The organism is Endozoicomonas sp. SESOKO3 (assembly GCF_024606255.1).
In genome coordinates this window covers 1-2,661 of record NZ_JAHHPR010000686.1, presented here as the reverse complement: position 1 = coordinate 2,661, position 2,661 = coordinate 1, and the positions used below count along the sequence as shown (strand labels likewise).

General features: G+C 52.8%; 1 protein-coding gene. It reads left to right on the top strand.

Annotated features, from left to right (window positions below):
• Positions 1 to 2,661: hypothetical protein (locus tag KDK18_RS12025; protein ID WP_257255165.1), on the top strand; the 2,661-nt coding region annotated here is incomplete at both ends.

The following is a 2,661-nucleotide window of genomic DNA, read 5'->3' as shown; positions in this document are numbered from 1 at the left end:
TGACATTGGAGGTGTTTGACTGGATCGGTTTCGGGCTAGAGGGGCTTAGGTGGTTAAGCCCGTCCTCCAAGCAGCTATTTTCTTCCCATCGGACAGCACCAAAGCTACTCTACACCGAGTTACGCAAGCCGACCAGTGGGCTGAAAAAAGCCAAGGGGCTGGGTAAAAAAGTCGCTCGTTTTTTGCCTGTAGCGGGTTTCGGTGTGCAAACAACCAGTCTCATCCTGACCGGAATTGAATATGAAAACGAAAAGGATCCGGAAGTCAAGAAACTCTTGGAATCCAGGGTGATCTTTGAGTCGGTGGATATGGGTATCTCCACTATTTCGGAGTTTCTCGGGCCTTACGGGCTAATGATTGACACTGTCATGCACTACGTCAGGGCTATTTTTGACTCGTATTATAAAGAAAAGTTAGAAAAGCTGGCCTTTAAAAAGTTACGGGACGCTGCGGGCAAGGCGACCCAAACCTTTAACCCGATTCACGCCCAGCTGGACCCCAAAAGCTACCTGTACGGCAACCAGACCATCAATGCTTTGATGAGCGGGGACGGCAAAAATCTCCTGCCCGTAAACATCCAGACGATCGACCTGGTCAACAAGACCCTGACCCTCGGGGGAGGCTATTCATTCCGGACAACCTTCATCGCCGGAAAAAAGAACGACTGGAAACAGAAAAAGTGTAAGGATAAAACCACCGTAGAGTACAACAGGTTTGAATGCGCCAGCGATATCAACGAGCTCCACTACTCCTCGGTTCCCTACCACCTGATCGACAATGCCCTGAAGACATTATGCTCGAAGGAGCCGCGTTTAACCCCCTACCAATGTGAAAGAGGAGTGTTTCACAACCTGGATCAGATGACCGACAAAAAGATGATTTTAATGCCTTCCACACCCGAGTGGGATGTCAGACTCGGTTACACCCGAACTGACCAGACCTTTAAGGGGAGTGCGCCAAAAAGCAGCTCTCCCGGTGCAAAGCTGCTGAATGCCGTCAGCAATGAACTGCTGCAACTGTTTTACCAGAAAAAGGTAAAAGACACCAAGATCAGTACGTGCAAAAATGCTCCTTTGTGTGATGAATTTAAAGTCAGATACACGGATAAATACATTGGCCAGATGTTCACCCATACGGACGCTTTCGCGTACCGTTTCTCACGCAGCCACGTGTATCTCGATGAAAAAGATCACATCCTCGTCTTTCACAAGGTCCCTGAATTCATCTGGCTGCTGAGTTACGACCTGCATAGCCCTGTAGGGGGCAGCAACACCTACCTCCTGATGTCCAACGGTGCCCACCTCATCCGCATTCACCCCCGTGGAAAGACCGCCGCTACCTGGGTGTTGAACTACAACGGACAACGCCCCTATGCCTGCATAACCGAGCAGGCCGGCGGGACGCGAAGCTGTTCAACCGTGCTGAACCAGACCGAAAAAACCTGGACCCTCTACCTGGGTGAGACCTGTTTCCGGTTTCCTGCCCCGACGCCGGACACCCCCTATAGAGTGATAGCCCAGGATGCCAACGCACAGTTTGAATGGCTGCCGACGGATCGCAAGGTAATTCGCCGTTTATACGACACTAAGAAACTGAATGAAAAGGAGTTAAGGGCACCGAAACTGCTCGGAATAACGACCCGTCACACCGCTTTCAGCCGGTTTCTGCCGTTGGAACTGAAAGAATGCCAGGCCACCTCGATCTATGCACACTGCATGGCTCAGGCGCCGAACTGGTGGCTCAAGTCGTCACGCAAAATACCGTACAAGTTCTGGTCTGAATACCTGAAGGACTGTAGAAAAAAGGCCGCTGGGCATCGCGATGCACCCTATTCCTGCTTCCCCGGCAAGCTGGGACTGGCCAAAGCAGATTGGCATAAGTTAGACCGGGTGAAGCTCTGGTACGATACCCGCCACCACAAAGAAATCCAGCTCATTGCCCCCAGTGATAAGGTAAAACCGATCCAGGGGAGCCCGACCACTGGCTACTATTTTATTGACCTCGTCAATCAACAGGTGTTGTTCAAGAGTGCCAGGATCCTGGATCAGGAAATCAGGCAATTCCGTGAATTCAGCGCCACAAAGCATGGCGCGGTGTTTGGTCGCAAGGTATCAAGGACATTGCCGGGCAAAGATGACTCGCAATTGCTGGTGTTTGAGGCCCCCTATTATTACCTGTTGACGGTCACCCGATCCGGCCAGCTGGCTCACCGGGTGATTGCGGCAGAGACCCTGGATGGTCAGCTCAGCGCCCCTCCCACAACAGCAAAAGAAAAAGGGCTGATTCCCTTTCGGGTCGTCGACAGCTACGACAGTCGTCGTATCCTTCGGGCCGGTTTTTATGACGAGTCCACCCAAACCTGTATTGCCTTCCTGAGCAGCCTGATGGATGGCGGTCGGCTGATCTATGGGGACGACGGCAGCCGTCTTCGGCAGATCAGTGAGCCTGTCCAGAAACGACTGCGAGGTGGCCACCTGCCGGTGCACAAGGTAGTGTGGGGCCAGCGCATTTACTATCTTATGTTCAGCCAGTATTCCGGCAACCTGTATTGGCTGAGCACCGACGAAAATCATCCCGGGGGCATTCAGTGGCTGAGCTCCGGCTTCCAGGTGATCCGCCCGGCGGGCGAGCAGCGGACGGTAGCACAGATGGCCAAACACC